At 68.2% G+C, this 18,808-nt stretch carries 14 protein-coding genes; 11 read left to right on the forward strand and 3 right to left on the reverse strand.

Features of this window, described 5'->3' with window-relative positions; all coding sequences use genetic code 11:
- Window positions 1–16: 16 nt before the first annotated feature.
- The 5 genes from B447_RS11345 to mgtE all read left to right on the forward strand — a co-directional run bounded on the left by B447_RS11345 (window position 17) and on the right by mgtE (window position 6,007).
- Window positions 17–1,924: a ribonuclease catalytic domain-containing protein gene (locus tag B447_RS11345; protein WP_002939960.1), complete on the forward strand. Its 1,908-nt coding sequence runs from the start codon at window positions 17–19 to the stop codon at window positions 1,922–1,924.
- Window positions 1,925–1,945: 21 nt separating this feature from the next.
- Window positions 1,946–2,884 carry an energy transducer TonB gene (locus B447_RS11350; RefSeq protein WP_002939961.1) on the forward strand — a complete coding sequence of 313 codons (939 nt, stop codon included), beginning with the start codon at window positions 1,946–1,948 and terminating at the stop codon, window positions 2,882–2,884.
- 10 nt (window positions 2,885–2,894) lie between these two features.
- Window positions 2,895–3,728, forward strand: coding sequence for a shikimate dehydrogenase (aroE, locus tag B447_RS11355; RefSeq protein ID WP_002939966.1), 834 nt, complete (start codon window positions 2,895–2,897; stop codon window positions 3,726–3,728).
- 21 nt (window positions 3,729–3,749) lie between these two features.
- Window positions 3,750–4,442, forward strand: coding sequence for a monofunctional biosynthetic peptidoglycan transglycosylase (mtgA, locus tag B447_RS11360; protein ID WP_157384669.1), 693 nt, complete (start codon window positions 3,750–3,752; stop codon window positions 4,440–4,442).
- Window positions 4,443–4,564: 122 nt separating this feature from the next.
- A complete protein-coding gene (gene mgtE, locus B447_RS11365) occupies window positions 4,565–6,007 on the forward strand; it encodes a magnesium transporter (protein WP_002933083.1) in 1,443 nt (480 codons plus the stop codon).
- Between the two features lie 390 nt (window positions 6,008–6,397).
- Here mgtE and hemL read toward each other — a convergent pair whose 3' ends face one another.
- From hemL to thiD, 3 genes are all read right to left on the reverse strand, one after another.
- The gene (hemL, locus tag B447_RS11370; protein WP_002930416.1) at window positions 6,398–7,681 is read right to left on the reverse strand and encodes a glutamate-1-semialdehyde 2,1-aminomutase; all 1,284 of its coding nucleotides are present in this window, start codon (window positions 7,679–7,681) and stop codon (window positions 6,398–6,400) included.
- 105 nt (window positions 7,682–7,786) lie between these two features.
- A complete protein-coding gene (gene thiE / locus B447_RS11375; RefSeq protein WP_002930415.1) occupies window positions 7,787–8,428 on the reverse strand; it encodes a thiamine phosphate synthase in 642 nt (213 codons plus the stop codon).
- Complete coding sequence (gene thiD / locus B447_RS11380; RefSeq protein ID WP_353736349.1) at window positions 8,421–9,284, reverse strand: bifunctional hydroxymethylpyrimidine kinase/phosphomethylpyrimidine kinase; 864 nt, start codon at window positions 9,282–9,284, stop codon at window positions 8,421–8,423. Before thiD ends, thiE begins: the two co-directional genes overlap by 8 nt.
- Window positions 9,285–9,420: 136 nt before the next feature.
- Between thiD and B447_RS11385 the strand changes: the two genes are divergently transcribed.
- From B447_RS11385 to B447_RS11410, 6 genes are read left to right on the forward strand one after another with little or no spacing between them, the layout of a single operon-like run.
- The gene (locus B447_RS11385) at window positions 9,421–9,573 is read left to right on the forward strand and encodes a rubredoxin (RefSeq protein ID WP_002930413.1); all 153 of its coding nucleotides are present in this window, start codon (window positions 9,421–9,423) and stop codon (window positions 9,571–9,573) included.
- A 52-nt stretch (window positions 9,574–9,625) separates the two neighbouring features.
- Window positions 9,626–10,015 carry a response regulator gene (locus B447_RS11390; RefSeq protein WP_002930412.1) on the forward strand — a complete coding sequence of 130 codons (390 nt, stop codon included), beginning with the start codon at window positions 9,626–9,628 and terminating at the stop codon, window positions 10,013–10,015.
- 24 nt (window positions 10,016–10,039) lie between these two features.
- Window positions 10,040–10,405: a response regulator gene (locus B447_RS11395; protein WP_002930411.1), complete on the forward strand. Its 366-nt coding sequence runs from the start codon at window positions 10,040–10,042 to the stop codon at window positions 10,403–10,405.
- 8 nt (window positions 10,406–10,413) lie between these two features.
- On the forward strand, window positions 10,414–10,920 hold the full coding sequence (locus B447_RS11400; RefSeq protein WP_002930409.1) for a chemotaxis protein CheW: 507 nt from the start codon (window positions 10,414–10,416) through the stop codon (window positions 10,918–10,920).
- A gap of 54 nt (window positions 10,921–10,974) precedes the next feature.
- Window positions 10,975–13,080, forward strand: a complete 2,106-nt coding sequence (locus B447_RS11405) for a methyl-accepting chemotaxis protein (protein ID WP_002939980.1) — start codon at window positions 10,975–10,977, stop codon at window positions 13,078–13,080.
- A gap of 23 nt (window positions 13,081–13,103) precedes the next feature.
- Window positions 13,104–18,794 (forward strand): hybrid sensor histidine kinase/response regulator, encoded by a 5,691-nt coding sequence (locus B447_RS11410; RefSeq protein ID WP_002939981.1) that lies wholly within the window; start codon window positions 13,104–13,106, stop codon window positions 18,792–18,794.
- The last annotated feature ends 14 nt before the right edge of the window (window positions 18,795–18,808 follow it).

Below are 18,808 nucleotides of genomic sequence, written 5' to 3' on the forward strand. Positions count from 1 at the left end.
CTTCAGGCGGATGCCGATGTTCGTGCTGTATGAAGAGGACGGGGCCTTCAAGGCCGGCACGATCCTCGCTGATAACGATGCCACCCTGCAGGTCGAGAACACCCACGGCAAACGGGTGAAGCTCAAGCGTGCCAATGTGCTGCTCGAGTTCCGCGACCCCGGCCCCTCCGACCTGCTCGCGCGCGCCGAGGCCGCGGCCGACGAGCTCGACATCGAGTTCCTGTGGGAAGTGTGCGGCGACGAGGAATTCGCCTATGCCGACTTCGCTGCCGAGTACCAGGGTCACACGCCGACCGCGGTCGAGTCCGCCGCCATCCTGCTGCGCCTGCATTCGGCGCCGATCTGGTTCCATCGCAAGGGCAAAGGACGCTTCCGCAAGGCCCCTGCCGACATCCTTCAGGCCGCGCTCGCGGGCCTGGAGAAGAAGCGCCAGCAAGCCGCTGCGATCGAGCACATGCGCACCGAGCTGGTCGCTGGCCGCCTGCCCGCCGAGCTCGCCGCCCTGCTGCCGCAGGCGCTCTACCGCCCCGACCGCAACCGCCCCGAGATCAAGGCGCTCGAGGCCGCCTGCGTCGACAGCGGGCTGTCGGCCGCACGCCTGCTGCTCAAGTGTGGCGCGCTCGCATCGAGCTACGACTTCCACTACAACCGCTTCCTGTTCCAGAACTTCCCCGAGGGCCCGGACTTCCCCGCCTTCGAGCCACCGGTGACGCCGGCCGACCTGCCGCGCGCGGAAGTCGCCGCGTTCTCGATCGACGACGCCTCCACCACCGAGATCGACGATGCCTTCTCGGTGACACCGCGACCCGAAGGCGGCTGGCGCATCGGCATCCATATCGCAGCCCCGGCGCTCGGCTTCGCCCGTGGCTCGGGCCTGGACGCGATCGCCCGCCGACGGCTGTCCACGGTGTACATGCCGGGCAACAAGATCACCATGCTGCCCGACGAGGTGGTGCAGGGCTTCACGCTGGCCGAAGGCCGTGACTGCCCGGCGGTGTCGCTGTACCTGGACGTGACACCAGGCCTGGCCATCGTCGCCGAGCACAGCCGGGTCGAGATGGTGCCGATCGTCGCCAACCTGCGGCATCACGACATCGAGCCGGTGTTCAACGACGAGACCGTGCACACTGGCCTGACCGACTTCCCCTGGAAGCAGGAACTGTCCCTGCTGTGGGATCTCGCCACCGTGCTCGAGGCCGGGCGCGGCAAGGCAGGCGGCAACGAGGACCGCATCGACTTCGGCTTCAGCGTGGACTGGAACATCGATACCGCCGACGGCCCCGGCCATGTCAGCATCAGCCGTCGGCTGCGCGGCTCGCCGATGGACAAGCTGGTGGCCGAGCTGATGATCTACGCCAACATGACCTGGGGCAAGCTGCTCGACGCCTCTGGCATTCCCGGCCTGTACCGCGCCCAGGGCGGCGGCAAGGTGCGCATGACCACGGTCGCCGCGCCGCACGAAGGCCTGGGCGTGGATTGCTACGCGTGGTCGAGCTCGCCGCTGCGTCGCTACGTCGATCTGGTCAACCAGTGGCAGATCATCTCGGTGCTGCAGGGCACCCCGCCGGCCTTTGCACCCAAGTCCGCCGACCTGATGGCGGCACTGCGCGACTTCGAGCTCACCTATGCCGAATACGCCGAGTTCCAGCGTGGCATGGAGCGCTACTGGTGCCTGCGCTGGCTGCGCCAGCACGGCCGCGGCGAGGTCGAGGCCACCGTGCTGCGCGAGAACGTGGTGCGGCTGACCGAGGTACCGCTGGTGTTCCGCGTCCCCTCGATGCCGCTGCAACTCCCCGGCAGCCGGGTAAGGCTTCACGTCGAGCACACCGACCTCCTCGACGTCGAGGTCGAGGCCCGCTTCGTGGCGATCCTGGCCGAGCCGGAGGCACGAGACTTCAGCGAGGCCGGCTTCGGCTTCGCCTGAGCCGGCCGTCATCGAACCGCCATGGCACCGCCCGGCATGCCCCCCTCCGAACCCTCCGCAACGCCGGCACAGCGCGGCACGCAGGGCGTGAGAGGCAGGCTGCGCCGCCTCGGCGGGCCGCTGCTGCTGGCGGCATTTGCCCTCTCGCTGCTGCTGCACGGCCTGCTGCTGCTCGTTCAGTTCCGCCTGCCCGAGAGCAAGCCGACGCGCGACAAGGGACTGGAGGTCGTGCTGGTCAACACCCGCCACGCCCAGGCGCCGGAGAAGGCCGAGGTGTTCGCCCAGGCCAACGTTGATGGTGGTGGCAACACCGAGCAGGACGCACGCCCGAGCACGCCGCTGCCACCACAACCGAACCGCCAGGACGGCGACGCCCTGGTCGAGGCCAAGCGCCTGGCGCCCGCGCCGGTGCAGGAGCAGAAACCGGTGATCACGCGCGACAAGGCGCCAGCCAAGGTCGCCGCGGCTCCGAAGAAGGTCGAGCAGCCGGCACCAACCCCCGAGCCCGAACCGCGCCTGAGCGGGCTCGACCTGCTCGACAGCGCTGCTGCCGTGGCCCGGCTCGAGGCGCAGATCGACCGCGACCTGCAGGAGCTCGCGAAACGCCCGCGCAAGAAGTTCATCGGCGCGCGTGCACAGGAATACCGCTTTGCCCAGTACGTCGAGGACTGGCGCCAGAAGGTCGAGCGCATCGGCACCCTGAACTATCCGGAAGCGGCGCGCGGCAAGCTCTATGGCAGCCTGTTGCTGTCCGTCACCATCCGCGCCGACGGCTCGGTGGACAAGGTCGGCGTGCATCGCAGCTCGGGCCACAAGCTGCTCGACGACGCGGCGGTTCGCATCGTCGAGATGGCCGCGCCCTACGCGCCCTTCCCGCCTGACATCCGCAAGGACTACGACGTGATCGAGATCACCCGCACCTGGACCTTCACCAACCGCGACCAGGTGCGCGCCAACTGAGACCCCGCCCATGGACCGCTACGCCGTCATCGGCAACCCGATCGCCCACAGCAAGTCGCCGCAGATCCACGCCGCCTTTGCCCGCCAGACCGGCCAGACACTGAGCTACGAGGCCCTGCTCGCGCCGCTGGACGGCTTCGTGCGCGCAGTCGAGGACTTCCGCGCCGAGGGCGGACGCGGCATGAACGTCACCGTCCCCTTCAAGCTCGAAGCCTTCGCCCTGTCCACACGGCACACGCCGCGCGCCGAACTGGCCGGCGCGGTCAACACACTCGCGTTCGGGGACGACGGCATCCTCGGCGACAACACCGATGGCGCCGGCCTGGTACGCGATCTCATCGTCAACCTCGGCTGCACGCTCGGCGGACGCCGCGTCCTGGTGCTGGGTGCCGGTGGCGCCACCCGCGGCGCCCTGCTGCCGCTGCTCGACTGCCGGCCCGCCACGCTCGTCGTCGCCAACCGCAGCCCGGCCAAGGCCGACGAACTGGTCGCCCTCTTCACCCCCCACGCCGGACGCGCCGCGCTCGCGGCCAGCAGCTTCGACGCCCTTGCCGGTCATCGCTTCGACGTCGTCATCAATGCCACCTCGGCCAGCCTGTCCGGCGCGCTGCCACCCCTGCCATCCGGCCTGTACGCCCCCGGGGCAGTCGCCTACGACATGATGTACGGCCGTGGCGACACCCCCTTCATGGCCGCGGCGCGCACGCAGGGCGCGGCGCGCGTGGCCGACGGTCTGGGCATGCTGGTCGAGCAGGCCGCCGAGAGCTTCACGCTGTGGCGGGGGGTGCGCCCCGACACCGCGGCAGTGCTGGCCGAACTACGCCGCCAGCTCGATGCTGGCTGAGTGCCCATGAGCGCAGCCGGCATGCGGCGCGCACTGGGTTGGCTGGGCCGCGGCCTGGCCATCGCAGTGCTCCTGCTGCTGTTCTGGCAGGCGGTGATCTTCACCCAGATCGTATGGTGGAGCCGCTTCGATCCCGACAGCACGCGCTTCATGCGCATGCGCCTGGCCGAGTTGCAGAAGACGGACCCCAACGCCCGCCTGCGTCACGAGTGGGTGCCCTACGAGCGCATCTCCATCCACCTCAAGCGCGCGGTGGTCGCAGCCGAGGACGACCGTTTCCTGGACCACCGCGGCTTCGACTGGGAGGGCATCCAGCGCGCGCTCGAGCGCAATGCCGAACGCGGCCGGCTGGCCGCCGGCGGCTCGACGATCAGTCAGCAGCTCGCCAAGAACCTCTTCCTGTCGCCCTCGCGCAGCTGGCTGCGCAAAGGCCAGGAGGCGGTGATCACGGTGATGATCGAGGCGACCTGGGACAAGCGTCGCATTCTCGAGGTCTACCTCAATGTCGCCGAATGGGGCAACGGCGTGTTCGGGGCGGAAGCGGCAGCACGCCACTACTACGGCCGCCCGGCTGCCAGCCTGGGGCCAGCAGAGGCGGCAAGGCTGGCCGTCATGCTGCCCAACCCTCGCCGCTACGAACGCAGTTTCGGCCCCCGCCTGGCCACCCACGCCAGCCGCGTGCAACGACGCATGGTGCATTCTCAGGTGCCGTGATGCGGCGCAACGAAAAATTCACCTGCCGTGACATGTTCAGGGTCGCCTGCGCCCGCCCAAGCCCGTAGAATTCCGCTTTTCCGCCCCGCCCGCCCCCAGCCTCCCTCCCACAAGGCCGTGCGATGACCGAGCCCGAAGAACTCCACCCCGACGACGTCCAGCACCACCTGCGCGAGGTGCAGGACCTGCTCGCACGCCAGAAAGTGGTGGAAGGGCTCGTGCACCGCCAGGACATGCCGCGCCATGAGCTGGTCGAGAACCTGGTCCACAAACAGCACGAAGCCGGGCTGCGCACCAAGCTCGACAGCCTGCACCCGGCCGACATCGCCTACATCCTCGAGGCCCTGCCGCGCGAAGAACGCCTATACGTGTGGGACCTGGTCAAGGCCGAGCGCGACGGCGAAATCCTGCTCGAGGTTTCGGACGCAGTTCGCGAGTCCCTGATCGAGACCATGGCGCCGGAAGAGCTCAAGGCCGCCGCCGAATCGCTCGACGCCGATGAGCTTGCCGACCTTGCCCCCGACCTGCCGCCCGAGGTCATCCAGGACGTCTTCCAATCGCTAGACACCGAGGGCCGCGAGCAGCTGCGCGCGGCCATGTCCTACCCTGAGGACTCGGTCGGCGCGCTGATGGACTTCGACATGGTGACGGTACGCGAGGACGTCAGTCTCGAAGTCGTGCTGCGCTACCTGCGCCGCTTCGACGAGTTGCCCGACCATACCGACAAACTCTTCGTGGTCGATCGCGAGGATCACCTCAAGGGCATCCTGACGCTCGAGTCCCTGCTCATCAACGACCCCGAACTCGAGGTCGCCGATGTGATGCGCTCGGAAACGGTGATCAGCTTCACGCCCGAAGACGAGGCCGATGAGGCCGCGCAGGCATTCGAGCGCTACGACCTCGTCTCGGCACCAGTCGTCGACGGCGAGAAACGCGTGATCGGCCGCCTGACGGTGGCCGACGTGGTCGATTACATCCGCGAGGAGTCCGAGGCCGAAATCCTCAGCCACGCCGGTCTGCGAGAGGAAGAAGACATCTTCGCCTCGGTGTGGAGCTCGGTGAAGAACCGCTGGGCCTGGCTGGCGATCAACCTGGTCACCGCCTTCATCGCCTCGCGCGTGATCGGCGCCTTCGAAGGCTCGATCGAGAAGCTGGTGGCGCTCGCTGCGCTGATGCCCATTGTCGCCGGCATCGGCGGCAACTCGGGCAACCAGACGATCACCATGATCGTGCGTGCGATCGCGATGGGCCAGGTCGAGCAGTCAGCGATGAACCGCCTGCTCAAGAAGGAACTCGGCGTCGCGCTGTTCAACGGTCTGGTATGGGGTAGCCTGCTCGGCGTACTGGCGTGGTGGCTGTATGGCAACGTCGAGCTTGGCATGGTAATGACCGCGGCGATGACCCTGAACCTCTTGCTCGCTGCCAGCGCCGGCGTGCTGATCCCGATGATCCGCATCCGCCTCGGCGCCGACCCGGCGCTGGGCAGCTCGGTAATGATCACCGCGCTGACCGACTCGGGCGGCTTCTTCATTTTCCTCGGGCTGGCGACGATATTCCTGCTTTGAGCGCGGCGGCTTGCGCCCTGCCGTAGGAGCGGCGCGAGCCGCGAGCCTTCTGGGGCGCTTCCGATCCGCCACGCCGCCTTCAACCCCTCGCGGCTGGCGCCGCTCCTACGACGACCCCACGCGCCGCTGCTCGCTGTAGGAGCGGCGCGAGCCTTTTGGGGCGTTTCCGATCCGCCACGTCGCCTTCAACCCCTCGCGGCTGGCGCCGCTCCTACGACGACCCCACGCGCCGTTGCTCGCGGTAGGAGCGGCGCGAGCCGCGAGCCTTTTGGGGCGCTTCCGATCCGCCACGTTGCCTTCAACCCCTCGGGGCTGGCGCCGCTCCTACCGGAGCTTCGTCGCGCGCAGCGAGGGGCTGGACAGGGTCGCGGCCTGGTTACCGCGGCGGCCTCAAGCCAGGCCGGCGAACACCTCGCGCGCGGCCGCCACCGTGGCGTCGATCTCGGCAGCGCCATGCGCTGCCGATACGAAGCCCGCCTCGAAGGCCGAGGGCGCGAAATAGTGGCCTGCCTCCAGCATGGCATGGAAGAAGCGGTTGAAGCGCTCCTTGTCCGAAGCCATCACATCGGAGAACGACGCCGGGACCTTATCGGCGAAATAGACGCCGAACATGCCGCCGACCGAATCCGCACTGAAGGTGACACCGGCATCCTTGGCTGCAGCGGCGAGACCACAGACCAGGCGTTGAGTGCTCGCAGCCAAGCCCTCGTAGAAGCCGGGCTCGCGCGTCAGCTTCAGTGACACCATGCCTGCCGCCACTGCCACCGGGCTGCCCGACAGCGTACCGGCCTGATAAACGCTGCCCAGCGGGGCGATCTTTTCCATGATGTCGCGGCGGCCGCCGAAAGCCCCAACCGGCATGCCGCCGCCGATCACCTTGCCAAGCGTCGTCAGGTCGGGCGTGATGCCGTAGAGCCCGGCCACGCCCTGCGGGCCGACACGAAAGCCCGTCATGACCTCGTCGAAGATCAGTACCGCGCCGTACTCGGTGCAGATCCGGCGCAGGCCTTCGAGGAAGCCCGGCTGCGGCTTGATCAGGTTCATGTTGCCGGCCACCGGCTCGACGATGATGGCGGCGATCTCACCGCCGCGCGCCTTGAACACGTCCTCGACCTGCTGCAGGTCGTTGTAGTCGAGCACGATGGTGTGCTTGGCGAAATCGGCCGGTACGCCACCGGACGACGGGTTGCCGAAGGTGAGCAGGCCGGAGCCAGCCTTCACCAGCAGGCTGTCGGCATGACCGTGGTAGCAGCCTTCGAACTTGACGATGGCATCGCGACCGGTAAAGCCCCGCGCCAGGCGGATCGCGCTCATCGTCGCTTCGGTGCCGGAACTGACCAGGCGCACCATCTCGACCGCGGGCAGAAGTTCGCAGATCAGCTCTGCCATCTCGACCTCACTCTCGGTCGGCGCGCCGAAGGACAAGCCCTTGAGCGCGGCCTCGCGCACCGCCTCGACAATGGCGGGATGGGCGTGGCCGGCGATGGCCGGCCCCCAGGAGCCGACGTAGTCGATATAGGCCTTGCCATCGGCGTCCCAAACCCGGGCGCCCTCGGCGCGCGCCAGGAAGCGCGGCGTGCCGCCGACCGAGCGGAAGGCACGCACCGGCGAATTGACACCGCCCGGAATGGTCTGCTGGGCGCGCTGGAAGAGGGTTTCGTTACGACTGGTCATGGTGCATTCGTCCTGAACTGCTTGCGAAAGGCGACATTGTGGCGCCCGCATGCGGCGCCGGTCCACCGTCAACATCAAGAACCGTCGCGCCCGCAGACCGACGCGCTAGAACAGGAGGCGGTATGCGCGCGCACGCGCCGCAGGGTCAGCAGCGCCGAAAACGTCGTTCACCACCGCCAGCAGGTGCGCGCCTGCGTCCACCACCTGCGCCGCATTCTCGAGCGTGATGCCGCCGATCGCCGCAACCGGCAGGCCCAGCTCGCGCCGCGCGCGGCTTATCAGTGCGAACGGCGCCGGCGGTGCATTCGGCTTGGTCTGCGAGGGAAACATCGCACCGAAGGCAATGTAGCTGGCCCCCACCTCGGCACCCTCAGCGGCGCGCGCCCAATCAGCATAGCAAGTCAGACCGAGGATGCGATCACGGCCAAGGGCTTCGCGCGCCGCAGCCGGCAGACCGTCGTCACGGCCGAGGTGGGCGCCGTCGGCGTCGAGTTCGAGCGCCAGCGCAAGGTCGTCATTGATGATGAAGGGCACGCCGGCGCGACGGCAGAGCGCCTGCAGCGCACGTGCCTGAATACGGCGCAGTCGTGCATCGGCGACCTTGCTGCGGTACTGCAGCAGCACCGGGGCTCCCGCGAGCACTTGCTCGGTGAGTTCGAGCAGGCGCGCCGTGTCCGGCGTGTCGGGGGTAACGGCATACAGGCCACGTAGCGTCGTGGCAGCAGATTCGGTCGACAGCTCAGTCATCGCCACCATCCTTGCCGCGCGCCCAGAAGAAGCGGTCTGGCAGTGGCTGGCCCATGCCAGCGCGGTAGGCATGGCGCAGTGCGTGGTGGGTGAACTCCTGCGCCTCGCGCACCGCCTCGGGAAGCGCCATGCCATGGGCAAGCGCCGCCGCTGCCGCAGCCGCGAGGGTTGTTCCCGCCCCCAGGAAGCTGCCCTGCAGGTATGACCATGCATCCGTGCGCACAACGCCGTCCTGACCGAACAAGGTATTGACCACTTGCGGCCCATGCCCCCGGGCGCCAGTGAGCAAGACGAACTCGGTGCCGCAGCCAAACAGGCGGGCGAGCACTTCGTCACTGGCGGGATCGGGCACCACTGCATCTTCGTCCGCATCGTCCTCGTCGGCCTCGGTCATGCCCGCAAGCAGGCACAACTCATGGTAGCCCGCCACCAGCAAGGTGGTCTGCGGCAGGATCAGGTCCGACAGGGCGGCAACGATCTCGTCACCGTCATCGCCCATGGCGACTGCCGCCTGCAGGGCGGGCTCCACCACCAGCGGCACCTCGGGATAGTCGGACAGGATCTCGGCGATCAAGGCGACATTCTCGACGCTACCGCAGAAACCGAGCTTGAACGCAGCGACCGGTACGTCCTCCAGCACGGTGCGCGCCTGCATGACGATCAGTTCGGGCTCGACCGGCCACACCTCGTGGATGCCGCGTGTATCCCGCACCAGCGCAGCGGTCTGCACTGGCAGCGGATGGCACCCCATGCTGGCCAGGGTCAGAACTTCGGCAGCAAGGCCTCCGCCGGCGGTCGCATCGGCCGCAGACAGGCACATCACACAGGGCGGGGTCTCAGGAATGGCTATGGGCATGAACGCTGACTGAAGAACTGCGCCACTCGGGCGCGACGGTGAATGCGGTAATATGCGGCGAATTCTAACCGCTGGGCTCGGGGCACAGCGCCTCGAGTCAGGAGTAATCATGGCCGATCGCGATTACAAGACCTACATGTGCCTCATCTGCGGCTTCATCTACGACGAGGCCGCCGGCCTCCCCGAGGAGGGCATTGCGCCGGGAACGCGCTGGGAGGACGTCCCGCCGAACTGGACCTGTCCGGAATGCCAGGCACGCAAGGAAGATTTCGAGATGGTGGAGATCTGAGCGGCGGACTGCCGCACTCCCGCCCCTTTGGACGTTTTGGCAGGAAAGCAGCATGGATATTGCCGGCCTGAAGGTCATGATCATCGATGACAGCAACACCATCCGCCGCAGTGCCGAGATCTTTCTCGGCCAGGCCGGATGCGAGGTACTGCTCGCCGAGGACGGCTTCGACGCCCTGGCGAAGATCACCGACCACCGCCCGGACGTGATCTTCGTAGACATCATGATGCCCAGGCTGGACGGCTACCAGACCTGCGCCCTGATCAAGAAGAACGCCCGCCTGGCATCGACGCCGGTGATCATGCTGTCCTCCAAGGACGGTCTGTTCGACCGTGCTCGCGGACGCATGGTCGGCTCCGACGAGTACCTGACCAAGCCATTCACCAAGGACAGCCTGCTCAAGGCAGTCGCAAACCACGCGGCGCGCGGCGGCGCGCGCTGAGCATTCAACCCGCAGGACCCGACGATGCCGATCCGCAAGATTATGGTGGTGGACGATTCGCCCACCGAGCGCCTGTCGCTACAGGAGCTTCTCACCCGTAACGGCTACCAGGTGATCACCGCCGAGGGCGGCGAAGAGGCCGTCACCCGTAGCAAGACCGAGCTGCCCGATCTGATCCTGATGGACGTCGTGATGCCCGGCATGAACGGCTACCAGGCCACGCGCACGATCAGCCGCAGCGAAACGACGCGCGAGATCCCGATCATCATGTGCACAAGCAAGGGCCAGGAAACCGACAAGATCTGGGGGATGCGCCAGGGCGCTTTTGCCTACTTGGTGAAGCCCGTCGACCACGAAGAACTGCTTGCCCGCATCCGGGCCCTTGGCTGAGACCGGACATGGCCCGCGGCAGCCTGCGTGAATTTCAGGAGCACCTCGCCCGCCGGCTCGCCGAGTCGAAGACGGCAGAACGGCGCGGCCTGCTCGGTTTCCAGTGCGGCAACGAGAACTGGGTGATCGAGCTTGCCGAGGCAGGCGAGATCCTTCCCCCACCTGCACTGGCCGAAGTCCCGCTCACCCGCCTCTGGTACCGAGGGCTGGCCAACGTACGCGGCACGCTCTACAGCGTGGTCGACCTGGCGCAGTTCTGCGGCCAACCCCCCATCGTGGCAGCGGGCCGGGCGCGCTTGCTGCTGGTCGGCGCCCGCCTGGGCATTCACTGCGCCCTGCTCGTCTCGGCGTCGTCCGGCCTGCGCAGCCACGAGGACTTCGAAACCGACCCGAACGCTGACGGGCGCCCCTGGGTTGCGCGCCGACTGCGCGACCTGCAGGGTCGGATCTGGCACCAACTGGACGTGGCGCGCCTGCTTGCCCATCCCGACTTTCTCGACGCGGGCCTGCACTGATACCGCACGCATGCACGCGAACCGAACCCACACAATGACGATCGAGCATCCGACATGGCCATGACACTGTTCGGCAGCAAATCCTCCAGCGACAACACCGACGGCAGCACCATCATCGACACCGGCGCCGGCAAAGCCGGTACCCCGGCAGCGCGCAAGGACGAGAGCGCCATTGGTACCCGCCTGCGCAGCCTGGGTGCCCTCTTTGTCCTCCTCGGCGCAGCCAGTGCAGGCCTGCTCGTGTTCCAGGCCCGTGAATCGGCCACCGCGACCTTGCAGGTGCGCGCGGCAGGCGAACTGCAGTTCCTCTCTCAGCAACTCGCCAACGCGGCCCCACCGGCTGCGCGCGGCGACGCTGCGGCGCTGAGCGCGTTGGGCGATGCGCGCAGCCGCTTCGGCACCCTGCTCGGCGCCCTTGGCCAGGGCGGCGCAGTCGACGGTGGCACGATGGCGGCCCTGCCTGAACATGCACGCCCCCAGCTTCAGCAGCTCGAACAATCCTGGCAGCAGATAGCAAGCGACGCCGGCCAGCTCACCGGACAAGGCCCGGTATTGGTCGAGGCGAAGGCTGCCGCAGCGGTGATCGTCGAGCGAGCGCCGACGCTGCAGGCGCTTGCAGAGCGTGTCGCCGGCCTGCTCGTGCTGGGTGAGGCAAGCACCGGGGAGATCGTGGCCGCCCACCGCCTGGCCACACTCTCCCAGGGGCTTGCCAATGCCGCGACGACGCTGCAACTCGCCGACACCCTGCCACCGGATCTCGGTGCCCGCCTGACGCAAGATGCGGAAGCCCTGCTCAATCAGTTCGAGCGCCTCCGCCGCACGAACGCCAACGGCAACTACACAGGCCTGTTCTCCGAACTCGAGAACGGCATCGGCAGCGTGCGCGAAGCGGCTACCGCTCTCGCCGAGCCCTTCGAGCCCCTCGCCGCCAGTCGCACCGCCGCACAGCGCATCCAGTCGGACGCGCGCACCCTGGGTGCTTCGGCCGCTGCGCTCGGCACCACGCTCATCGGCACCTCGAGCGCCATTGGCCCGCTCAATGCGGGTGCGGCGCTCTGCACGCTGCTCGCCCTTGTCGTGCTGCTGTTGATGGCCCGCACCTACCGCGCGGATGTCGCGCAACGTCGCCAGGAAGCCGAGCGCCAGCGCCAGGATGCAGAGAACGAGCGCAACCACACCCAGCAGGCCATCCTGCGGCTGATGAACGAAATGGGCGACCTCGCCGACGGCGACCTCACCGTGCGCGCGACGGTCACCGAGGACATCACCGGCGCCATCGCCGACTCGGTCAACTACACCATCGAGGAGCTCTCCGTCCTCGTCGGCCGCATCAACGATGCCGCCTCCCGCGTCACCTCCGCCACCGAAACCGCCCAGCGCACCTCGACCGAGTTGCTGGCCGCAACCGATCGCCAGTCCCAGGAGATCGAGGAGGCCGGCAACAGCGTCGAACACATGGCGCAGTCGATGTCCGAAGCGTCGGCACGCGCACTGCAGTCCGCACAGGTCGCACGCAGCTCGCTGCAAGCGGCCCGCAAGGGCGCAGACGCGGTGGAAAACACCATCCGTGGCATGAACGACATCCGCGGCCAGATCCAGGAGACCGCGAAGCGGATCAAGCGCCTCGGCGAGTCCTCGCAGGAGATCGGCGAAATCGTCGAGCTGATCTCGGACATCACCGAACAGACCAACGTGCTGGCGCTCAATGCCGCCATCCAGGCCGCCTCGGCAGGCGAAGCGGGGCGCGGCTTCACCGTCGTTGCCGAGGAAGTGCAGCGGCTCGCCGAACGCTCGGCCGAGGCGACCAAGCAGATCGCCGCGATCGTGAAGACCATCCAGACCGACACCCAGGATGCCGTCAGCGCGATGGAGAACGCCACCCGCAATGTGGTCGAAGGCGCCCAGCTGTCCGACGCCGCCGGCCAGGCGCTTGCCGAGATCGGCCAGTTCACGCAGGAAACCGCACGCCTGATCGAACAGATCTCGATCGACACCGAACAACAGGCCACCTCGGCGGGACGCGTCGCGGCAAGCATGAAGGACATCCTCGGCATCACCGAACAGACCACGCTTGGCACCAAGCAGACGGCGGTGTCGATCGGCCAGCTCGCCGAGCTCGCAGTCGAACTCAAGGGCTCGGTTTCGGGCTTCAAGGTCTGACCTCCGGTACGCGGAACCCCATCATGACAAACGCCACCGCGCCGGACCTCGGACCGCTGACCTGGGTCAAGGGCGAGATCGACGCCGCGCTTGCCCGGGCCGACGAAGGCCTGCAGGACGCCGGATCAGGCACATCCGCACTGCAGTTCGCGCAGACTCACCTCCATCAGGTCCGCGGCGCGCTGTCGATCGTGGGCCTCGACGGTCTCACCCAGTTCGCGGACACCCTCGAGCAACTGCTGGGCGACATGATCCGCGGCGAACAGCCGGCCGACCCGGCGCATCGGGCGCTCGCCCGGCGCGCACTGGCCGTGATCGGCAACTACCTCGAGGAAATCGCCCACGGCGCGCCCGACCAGGCGCTGCGCCTGGCGCCGCATTACCTTGCCCTCGGTGCTGCCCGCGGCCTCAGCGATGCAGGACCGGTCGACCTGTTCCATCCCGACCTGTCGCGCCGCCCATCACTGCGCACGCCGGCACGGACGCCCACGGAAGACCTTGCCACCAGCCTGCGCGCAGCGCGCAGCCGCTTCGAGCGCGGCCTGCTCGACTGGCTGCGCAAGGGGCCGGCGAGCGACGGCGCGCGCGCCATGCGCGAAGCCATGGCCGAAGTCGAAGCGCTGCAGCGTGCGACCCCTACACACACCCTGTGGTGGGTGAGCCTGGGCTTCTTCGACACCCTGATCCACGACGACAGCACGCCAGACCCGGCGCTCAAGCGCCTGTGCGCGCAGGTCGATGCGCAGTTCCGGCGCCTGCTTGCCGGGACACCTTCGGCACCCGACCGGCTTGTGCGCGAGCTGTTGTACCGCATTGCCACAAGCCCCACGCATACCCCGCAGCAAGCCGAGGTGAAAGCGTGCTGGCAGCTCGATGGACTGATCCCGGAGCCCGGAGCAGCAGTCAGCGAGACGCCGATCGCCCCCCTGCTCGAGCGCCTCAACCGACAGCTTGCCCAGGCCCGCGAGCACTGGGACGCATTCAGCTCAGGCACCGCCGTTGCGCTGGCCCAGTTCGACGACGCGCTCGAGGCGCTCAGTCTCGCTGCACGCCCGCTCGAACGTCCGGTCGCCCTGCGGCTGCTCGATGGCATGCTTGGCTTTGCGCGCTGGCTGCGCCGCGACCCGCTCCAGTTCACCGACGCAGGTGCACTCGAACTCGCAACCGATCTGTTGATGCTCGAAACGGCTTTCGAGCGCCGCCCTCCCGATGCCGACCTTGCCCGGCGGGTGAATACCGCTCTCGCCCGCCTCGCGAGCCTGCAGCGCGGCGAGACGCTGCCCGAGGATGGAGGCGCCCTCGACCTCGGCAGCGCAGCACAGTCGCAGGAGAAGGCGGCACTCGCCCAGGTCGCCAGGGAAATGCTCGCCAGCCTCGCCCTGGTCGAACAGGCGCTGGACGATTTCTTCCGCAACCAGGCCAAGCGCGAGCCGCTGCAGCACCTGCACAAACCGCTGCAGCAGATCATCGGCGCGCTGAGCATGCTCGGCGAAACCGACGCACTGCGCCTGGTGCGCGACGCCTCGACCCGTATCGCCGGTCTTGCCCACGCCGAGAGCAGCGACAGCCCGGGCGAGTTCGAAGCCCTTGCCCACACGCTCTCGGCCCTGGGCTTCTACATCGAGGCGCTGCCTCGCGGCAGCGTCCGCCTCGACGACTTGCTCAACCCGCATGCGGCCCAGGCGCAGCCGGCGTCGGTCCAGGCCGCGGGCTACGCGGCCGCCGAGCTCGCCCCCGCCGGCGTGTGCACCGAAGCGGAGGCGGAACCCGCCCCGGCCTCCGAAGCCCGCGCATCCGCAGTGGACACGGCAATCGCCACGCCTGGCCCAACGGCGGCCCCGGCGCCGACGGCCCCTGCGCCGACGGCCCCGACACAGGCCACGGATGAACGCAGCGAGCCCGAGGCGCTGCCGCCGCAGGAGCGCGATGATGACGAGATCACGCTCATCGAAGACCTCGAAGACGCCGCGGCACTCGAATTCGACATCGCTCCACCGTTACTGGCCCCGCTCGAGATCCCGACCGCCACGCCAGCTGTGCAGGTGGCGAGCAGCGCCAGCCAGATCGATGCGGAACTGCTCGCGATCTTCATCGAGGAGGCCGTCGAGGTCCTCGCCACGGTGCGCGAGCACCTTGAACTGCTGCGCACGGAGCCGTCCGCGGGCGAGCATCTCATCACCATTCGTCGTGGCTTCCACACCTTGAAGGGCAGCGGCCGCATGGTCGGCCTGAGCGCGCTCGGCGAGGTAGCGTGGGCGGTGGAGCAAACGCTCAACCGCTGGTTGCAGCTGGACTGGCCGGTCACACCTGCCTTGCTGCATTTCGTCGATGACGGACAGCAACTGTTCGACAGCTGGGTGTCCAGCCTGCAGGCGGGCAGCGGCAGCATTCCCGATGCGCAAGCGCTGACCGCAGAAGCCGAGCGCCTGCGCGCTGCGGAAGAGCCCCCCCTCGCTCCGCCCCTTGCCCCGGAGTCGGCGCCGGAATGGTCGCCAGAGACAGCGACGGACACCCGCATCGAAGCCGATGCAGGCGTCACCGCGCTCGACTTCCCCACCCTCGAGCTCGGCGACGAGGGTGAGATCCTGCCGCTACCGGCCCTGGGCGACGAAACCGTAGCGGTGGAACCGGCGCCGGCGGCGGAAACCGGGGTCACCATCGAAGCTGCCGACTATCTGCTCGATGGCGATATCGGTGACATCGGCATCATGCCCTCCACCGCCGAAGCCGATCAGCTCGACGCGGAAGAGGCCGTCGAGGATCTCGGCACGCCCGCAGCCGCCGCGGCCGAAGCCCCCTCGGCAGCACAGCCCAGCGCCGAGACGTCCGCCGCTGCCGAGACGTCCGCCGCTGCCGAGTCGATCGAACTCGACGGACAGTCGATCTCGCGAGCCTTGCACGAGCTCTACTGCATGGAGGCTGCACAGCACCTGGACGCGCTCGAGATCGAGTTCGAGCGCCTGCGTCTCGAGGGTAGCGGCGGCCCGACGCTGGCCGCACAACGCGCCGCCCATACGTACGCAGGCATCTCGGGCACTGCGAGGCTGACGGCGCCCCACCAGCTGGGGCGCGCACTCGAGCACGCGCTCGGGCGCCTGCGCGATGGTGGGCGCAGCCCGGATGCAAGCGAGCTCGAAGTACTCGACGCCAGCCTCGCCGCACTGCGGCAGATGCTCGACGACGTCTGCGCACTGCAGGCGCCCGAGCCGCAGCAAGCGCTTATCTGCGCACTCGATGCGGGCTTCCCGGCACAGCCGCCTGCGCTGCCTGCCGAGCACGAAGACGTCATCGCTTCGCCAACAGACAATCAGGCGGGCGCAGGCGTCGAACCGATCGCACAAGTGGAACACGAGGACGTTGGCCAGGATGTGCAACCGAGCGCGGGCGCAGGCGGCGCTGCGCCGGTCAGCCCGGCCGCCGGGCGCACGGCAGCGCCCGAAGACGAGGCCGCGCAGCACGACGACGTCGACACGCAGCTCCTGCCGATCTTCCTGGAAGAAGCCGCCGAACTGCTGACCGAACTGCATGCGACGCTACGCAGTTGGCGCAACGAGCCCGCGTCCGAGGAACATCCACGTGCGGTCGCACGCGTGCTGCACTCGCTGAAGGGCAGCGCACGCATGACCGGTGCGATGAAGCTCGGCGCCCGCCTGCACGCACTGGAGTCGCGTCTCGAGGATGGGGTCGCGGCGCGCGAGGCGGCTGCCAGCCTCGCCGACGAGCTCGCCCTCGGCCTCGATACGTGCGAGCAGCTCATCGACAACCTTGCCCTTCCGGGAGCGCCTGCGGCTGCGGCAACCGAGTCCGCGCCCGTGCCCGAGGCGGCGGCCGGCGTCGTTACGGACGCAGACGCACAGCCCATCAGCGCAGTGGCAGAGGGCGGAGAGGGCGAAACCATCGCCACCCCAACACTGCGCGTGCGTGCCGAGCTGATCGACCGCTTCGTCAACCAGGCGGGCGAAATCGGCGTCGCGCGCAGCCGAATCGACGGCGAACTGCGCACCCTGCGCCGCTCGCTGCTGGACCTGACCGAAAACGTCATCCGCCTGCGCAACCAGTTGCGCGAGGTCGAGATCCAGGCCGAGGTGCAGATGCAGTCACGCATCGCCCAGGCGGAATCGCAACACGGCGAGTTCGACCCGCTCGAGCTCGACCGCTACACCCGTCTGCAGGAACTGACGCGGATGATGGCCGAGAGCGTCAACGACGTCACCACGGTCCAGCAGAACCTGCTCCACAACCTGGATGGCGCCGACATCGCGCTCAACGGCCAGGCGCGCCTGTCACGCGATCTGCAGCAAGGTCTCATGCAGGTGCGCATGCTGCCCTTCGACAGCCTGGCAAGTCGGCTCTACCAGGTCGTTCGGCAAAGTGCGCGCGAACTCGGCAAACGTGCCACGCTCGACCTGCGCGGCGGACGCATCGAGCTCGACCGCAGCGTGCTCGAACAGGTCGCAGCCCCGCTCGAGCATCTGCTGCGCAATGCCGTCGCCCACGGTATCGAAACCCCGGCCGCACGCCGCGCCGCCGGCAAGGCGGAGACCGGTCGCATCGACCTCAAGGTGACTCAGGAGGGCAACGAGGTCGCGATCGAGATCGCCGACGACGGTGCCGGCCTCGACTTCGAGCGCATCGCCCAACGTGCGCGCGAACGTGGATTGATCGGTCCCGGCGAACACCCCGACGACAAGCGGCTCACCAACCTGATCTTCGTCTCCGGATTCAGCACGGCAAGCGAGTTGTCGGCAGTCTCCGGGCGCGGCGTCGGCATGGACGTGGTCAAGGCGCAGACCGCAGCAGCCGGGGGCCGGGTGGACGTCAGCAGTCGCCGCGGCGAAGGCACGCGCTTCCACATCCACCTTCCCCTCACCCTCGCCGTCACCCAGGCGCTGCTGGTACGGGCAAGTGCGCGGACCTGGGCCATTCCATCGAACATGGTCGTCCAGGCCATGGAACTCAAGCCCGACGCATTGCGCAAGGTGCAGGACGAACGCGGCCTGAACTGGCAGGGCGAGCACTTCGCCTACCGCTATCTGCCGCGGCTGCTCGGCGACCACGATGCCCGCCCCGAAGCGCAACGCTATACCTGGGTGCTGCTGCTGCGCGCAGGGGCGCAGACGCTCGCGCTACATGTCGACGGCCTGCGTGGCAACCAGGAAATCATCGTCAAGAACGCCGGCCCTCAGCTGACCCGGATCATCGGCATGTCGGGCGCCTCGGTGCTCGGCAATGGCGAGGTCGTGCTCATCCTGAACCCGGTTGCCCTGGCCAGCCGCGGCCTGACGGATGAGGATGGCGACGCGCCGGGTATTATCGAACCCCCGCCGCCGCCGCTTCACCTGCCGACGGTGATGGTGGTGGACGATTCGCTGACGGTGCGCAAGATCACCGGCCGGCTGCTTGAACGCGAGGGCTACCGCGTACTGACCGCAAAGGACGGCGTCGATGCGCTTGAACAGCTGATCGACACCCGCCCGGACGTCGTCCTGTCGGACATCGAGATGCCGCGCATGGACGGTTTCGACCTGCTGCGCAACATCCGTGCCGACGAACGCCTGCAGCACCTGCCGGTGATCATGATCACCTCGCGCCTGGCCGAGAAGCATCGCCGCTACGCTCAGGAGATCGGTGCCAACCACTACCTCGGCAAGCCCTATCAGGAAGAGGAACTCCTTGCCCTGGTTGCGGGCTACTGCGGACGAGTGGCCGGCTGAGACAGGCGCTACGG

Origin of the sequence: Thauera sp. 27, assembly GCF_000310125.2 — a bacterium.
Classification (GTDB): domain Bacteria; phylum Pseudomonadota; class Gammaproteobacteria; order Burkholderiales; family Rhodocyclaceae; genus Thauera; species Thauera mechernichensis.